The 4,487-nt window shown below is 74.8% G+C and carries 7 protein-coding genes; 3 read left to right on the top strand and 4 right to left on the bottom strand.

Annotation, left to right across the window (positions count from 1 at the left end; genetic code table 11):
- The 3 genes from GFJ45_RS15160 to GFJ45_RS15170 form a co-directional block, all read left to right on the top strand.
- Window positions 1–374, top strand: a 374-nt coding sequence (locus GFJ45_RS15160; RefSeq protein WP_194288712.1) for a Nif3-like dinuclear metal center hexameric protein, incomplete at its 5' end; no start/stop codon positions are given.
- On the top strand, window positions 371–1,108 hold the full coding sequence (locus GFJ45_RS15165) for a zinc ribbon domain-containing protein (protein WP_153398685.1): 738 nt from the start codon (window positions 371–373) through the stop codon (window positions 1,106–1,108). The genes GFJ45_RS15160 and GFJ45_RS15165, both read left to right, overlap by 4 nt.
- The gene (locus GFJ45_RS15170; protein WP_153398687.1) at window positions 1,105–2,307 is read left to right on the top strand and encodes a bifunctional RNase H/acid phosphatase; all 1,203 of its coding nucleotides are present in this window, start codon (window positions 1,105–1,107) and stop codon (window positions 2,305–2,307) included. The genes GFJ45_RS15165 and GFJ45_RS15170 overlap by 4 nt, the downstream gene beginning before the upstream one ends.
- 11 nt (window positions 2,308–2,318) lie before the next feature.
- Here the strand turns inward: GFJ45_RS15170 and GFJ45_RS15175 are convergent, their stop codons facing one another.
- The 4 genes from GFJ45_RS15175 to GFJ45_RS15190 form a co-directional block, all read right to left on the bottom strand.
- Complete coding sequence (locus GFJ45_RS15175; RefSeq protein ID WP_153398689.1) at window positions 2,319–2,603, bottom strand: GNAT family N-acetyltransferase; 285 nt, start codon at window positions 2,601–2,603, stop codon at window positions 2,319–2,321.
- Window positions 2,604–2,714: 111 nt separating this feature from the next.
- Window positions 2,715–3,533: a methyltransferase domain-containing protein gene (locus tag GFJ45_RS15180; protein ID WP_153398691.1), complete on the bottom strand. Its 819-nt coding sequence runs from the start codon at window positions 3,531–3,533 to the stop codon at window positions 2,715–2,717.
- Complete coding sequence (locus GFJ45_RS15185; RefSeq protein ID WP_153398693.1) at window positions 3,530–4,111, bottom strand: OsmC family protein; 582 nt, start codon at window positions 4,109–4,111, stop codon at window positions 3,530–3,532. The genes GFJ45_RS15180 and GFJ45_RS15185 overlap by 4 nt, the downstream gene beginning before the upstream one ends.
- Window positions 4,112–4,235: 124 nt before the next feature.
- Window positions 4,236–4,487 (bottom strand): LuxR C-terminal-related transcriptional regulator (locus GFJ45_RS15190; RefSeq protein WP_228387137.1); only part of this gene is annotated, 252 nt, incomplete at its 5' end.

Below are 4,487 nucleotides of genomic sequence, written 5' to 3' on the forward strand. Positions count from 1 at the left end.
GTGCACCGGCTTTCGCGCTGACTACAGCTGGCTGGACCTCGATGCTGCCGTCGACACCCACGGCCGACCTGCGCCACCACCCCGCGCTGGAGGCCCGCGAGGAGGCGGTGCTGACCGGCGGGCGCCCCGCGCTGGTCGATGCGGGCCACTACGCGAGCGAGCGGCTCTGGCTGGAGCCGCTCGCAGAGCGGCTGCGGGCACGCCTCGCGCCGGCCGGTAGCGTGGCCGGCGGCGTGAACGTCACCGTCAGCCGCGTGTGCACCGACCCGTGGACGTTCGTCGTCGGCGCGCGGAGCCTTGAGCAGGCGCCGGCCGGGGAGACCGACGCGGGCGCAGCGCCAACCGACCCCGACCGAACCGGAGGATCGCTGTGAGAGCCGAGCCCGCCCAGCAGCAGCGCCTGCTCGACCTGCAGGCGCTGGACACCCGGCTGTCCCAGCTGGACCACCGGCTGCGGACGCTGCCCGAGCGGGCCGAGGTGGACCGGCTCGCCCGTGAGCACCAGGACGTCGAGGACGAGGTGGTGCGGGCCCGGACCGCGCTGTCCGACCTGGAGCGGGAGGTGACCAAGGCCGAGTCCGACGTCCAGCTGGTGCGCGACCGTGCCGACCGTGACCGGGCCCGGCTGGAGTCCGGTACCGGCTCCTCGAAGGACCTGCAGGCGCTGCAGCACGAGCTGGAGAGCCTGGCCCGGCGGCAGTCCACCCTGGAGGACGAGCAGCTGGAGGTGATGGAGCGCGCCGAGCAGGCCGAGTCCGAGCTCGCCCGGGCCGAGGAGCGGCTGGCGGGTGTCGCCGAGCAGCTGGAGCGGGCCACCGCCCAGCGGGACGAGGTCGTCGGCGAGCTCACCAGCCAGCGGGAGGAGGTCGAGCGCAGCCGCGAGCCCGTGGTCGGCGAGCTGCCCGCCGACCTGCTGGCGCTCTACGACCGGATCCGGGCGACCAGCGGCACGGGCGCGGCGGCGCTGTCCCGACGCAGCTGCGGCGGCTGCCAGCTGGAGCTGAACACCGTGGAGCTGGGCCGGATCCGGGCGGCCGACCCCGACGAGGTGCTCCGCTGCGAGGAGTGCCGCCGGATCCTGGTGCGCACGCCCGAGTCGGGACTGTGAGCCCGAGCCCGTCCGGCCGTCCCTCCCGGCTGGTCGTGGAGGCCGACGGGGGCTCCCGCGGCAACCCCGGCGTCGCCGGGTACGGGGCGCTGGTGCGCGACCCCGACGCCGGCCGGGTGCTGGCCGAGCGGGCCGGACCGCTGGGGCATGCGTCGAACAACGTCGCGGAGTACGAGGGGCTGCTGGCCGGGCTGCAGGCGGTGCTCGAGCTGGGACTGGTCGACCTGCCGGTCGAGGTGCGGATGGACTCCCAGCTCGTCATCGAGCAGATGGCCGGCCGGTGGCGGATCAAGCACGAGGACATGCGGCAGCGGGCGCGGCGCGCCCAGGACCTGGTGCGCCAGCTCGAGGCCGCCGGCGGGTCGGTGACGTGGAGCTGGATACGCCGGGGCGAGAACGCCGGGGCGGACGCGCTGGCCAACCAGGGCATGGACGGGCAGACCGTCGCCCGCGACGGCTGGCAGCAGCCTGACCCGGTCGCCGAGGCCGACGCGACGTTCGGCCCGAGTGTGGTGCCGCTCACCGAGGAGCTGGTCAGCGGCGAGACCACGCCGACGCTCGAGGGCGCCTGCCGGCTGGTGCTGGTCCGGCACGGCGTCACCGACCTCACCGACGCCCGCGCGCTCGACGGCCGCGGCGGGCTCGACCCGGACCTGAACGACCGGGGCCTGGCACAGGCGCGGGCGGCTGCCGTGGCCGTGCACGAGCTGCTCGCCCGGTCCGAGCCCGGCCCCATCAGCGTGCTGTCCTCCTCGCTCGCGCGGGCCCGCCGCACCGGCGGTGCGGTCGCGGCCGAGCTGGGCGTCCGGTGCGAGACCGACGCCGACTGGGACGAGCAGTCGTTCGGTGACTGGGACGGGAAGACGATGGCCGAGCTGGCCCGGAGCTACCCCCAGGAGCTGCTGCGGCTGCGGCGGGACGCCGACTACGCCCGGCCCGGCGGCGAGACCCACCGGGAGCTGGCCGCGCGGGTCGCGACGGCGCTACGGCGTGCGGCGGCCCGGGGCGGCACGGTGGTGGTCGCCACCCATCGCAAGCCGGTGATGTGCGTGCTGGCCCAGGTGCTCGGCATCGACCACGAGCGGGCCTGGTCCCTGGCGACCGCGCCGGCGTCGCTGACGGCCCTGGAGCTGTGGCCCGACGGCGCGGTGCAGGTGGCCTTCGTCAACGACACCCATCACCTTCGAGGCCTCGAGTAGCCGGTCGCCGCTCACCCGCTCACCACGTCGCGGTAGTCCTCGTGCCGCTCCAGCCAGCGCCGGACGTACGGACAGCTGGCGGCGACGCGGTGCTCTGACCCGCGCAGCCGGTCCAGCGCGCCGGCGACCAGCCGGGAGGCGACGCCCTGGCCCTCGAAGGCGGGGTCGACCTCGGTGTGGGCCAGGTCGAGCGTGGTGCCGACCTGCTGGTAGACCAGCACGCCGGCCAGCTGGCCGTCCACGTGAGCCTCGAAGCGGGACTCTCCCGGGCGCTGCACGACGGTGACCTCGCTCATGGCACCACTGTGCCATCCGGACGCTCCGGACGCGGACGCACCGGCAGCGGCCGTCAGACGGCCGCTGCGCGGTGGGCTGGGCGCTGCCCCGGTCGGGGGCGGGTGGCCGGCTCAGCCTCCGCCCCCCTGCTCGGGGGCGCGGGCGCGCAGCGAGATGCTCTGCACGCCGTAGGTGCGGCTGGCGCCGCGGGCCTGGTCGCTCAGGAACTGGTAGGGGTTGACCTTGACCACCTCGACCGTCAGGCCGGCGGCGGTGACGAGCTGCTGGTAGTCCTGCCGCTGCGGGGCGCCCCCGATGCAGGAGGCCCACAGCTCCACGTCACCGACGATGGCATCGGTGAGGGGATCGGCGGTGACGATGTCGGAGAGGGCCATCCGGCCGCCGGGACGGAGCACCCGGGCCGCCTCGGCGAACACCCGCGCCTTGTCGGGCGCCAGGTTGATCACGCCGTTGGAGATCACGACGTCCACCGAGTCGTCCGGCAACGGGAGCTCCTCGATCCGGCCGGACACGAAACTCACCTGCTCCAGGCCCGCCTCGCGGCGCAGCCGCTCGGACTTGGCCAGCTGGGCCTCGGTCATGTCCACCCCCACCACGCGGCCGGTGGGGCCGACGTGCCGGGCGGCCACGAACGCGTCGGTGCCTGCCCCCGACCCCAGGTCCAGCACCGCCTCACCGGCGGACAGCTGGGCGAGGTCGAAGGCGTACCCCACGCCGGCGAACGACTCGACCGCCTCCGCCGGTACGGCGTCGAGGTCCGTCACCGGGTACCCCAGCTGCTCGGCCAGCGCTCGTCCGGTCTCGAAGTGGAAACCGGAGTCCGGGTGGAGGGCGACCTGCTCGTAGAGGGCCTGCACCCGCTGGGTCAGGTCCTCCCGGTCGACCGGCGCCGGCCCGGCCGGGGCCGCACCTCGGGGCCGGGCGGTCACGAGGACTCCTCCAGCACCTCGAGGGTGGTCTCCACCGCGACCGCGTTGGCCAGGCTGTCCCGCACCGGCGAGGTGTCCTGCACGTACTGGCACAGCTCGGTCAGCTGCTCACGGGTGGCGTTCGGGCTGGCGACCCGTCCGGTGGCCCGGATCGTGGTGAACCCGGGCCGCTGCCCGGGCAGCCCCAGGAAGCGCCGGACGTCGAGGTCGCCCTCGATCTCGTAGTCCATCCGGGTGATCTCGATGCCTCGCGCGGCGGCGTTCGCCACGTAGCCGACCGCGTAGCAGAAGGCCAGCGCCTGCAGCAGCAGCTCGACGGCGTTGGGGCCACGGTTGCTGCCGAGCAGGACCGGCGGCTCGTCGCCGTCCAGCTCGAAGGCGCCGGTGCGGCTCTGGTCCTCCTGCCCGGCGTGGGAGAAGGAGGCGATGGCCCCGACGTTGTGGGTGCCGTCCTGCCAGCGGCTGCTGGCGCGGAAGGTGAAGGTGCCGACGGCGGGGTCCTGCTCGCAGGCCGCGATGGTCTCCAGCAGCGCGCTGACGTCGATACCGTTGCGCACGGTGGTCGTGGTGTCGGTCATGGTGCTGTCCTCCCAGAGGCTGACTCCCTGGCTCGGGGACGGGATCTCCGTCGCTGCCGACGCTAGGAACGTCCGGGAGGCCGAGTCATCGGTAGCGGCTACCCATGTTGGGAGCTGCTGCCACCTACGTCGGCCCGTCGGTGGGGCGGCCACGCCGTCGTGCCGCTGCTGCCGCCTCCCGCCGGGAAGGGACCGCCAGGGCGCGCAGCACGGCGGCGACGTGATGCTCCGCGGTGCGCCGGCTGATGGAGAGCCGCTCGGCGACGTCCTGGTCGGTGCACCCGTGCGCGACCAGCTCAAGCACCTCCCGGCCACGGGCGAAGTCCTCCTCGCTACCACCGACCATGACCGACAGCGCCGCGTTCTTGGCCCCCGC

The sequence above is a fragment of the Ornithinicoccus halotolerans genome, assembly GCF_009602535.1.
Lineage (GTDB): Bacteria > Actinomycetota > Actinomycetes > Actinomycetales > Dermatophilaceae > Ornithinicoccus > Ornithinicoccus halotolerans.

Excerpts from the sequence above, each read along its gene's own strand:
- GFJ45_RS15185 (WP_153398693.1), bottom strand. The coding sequence starts at position 4,111 with ATGACCGACACCACGACCACCGTGCGCAACGGTATCGACGTCAGCGCG.
- GFJ45_RS15175 (WP_153398689.1), bottom strand. The coding sequence starts at position 2,603 with ATGAGCGAGGTCACCGTCGTGCAGCGCCCGGGAGAGTCCCGCTTCGAG.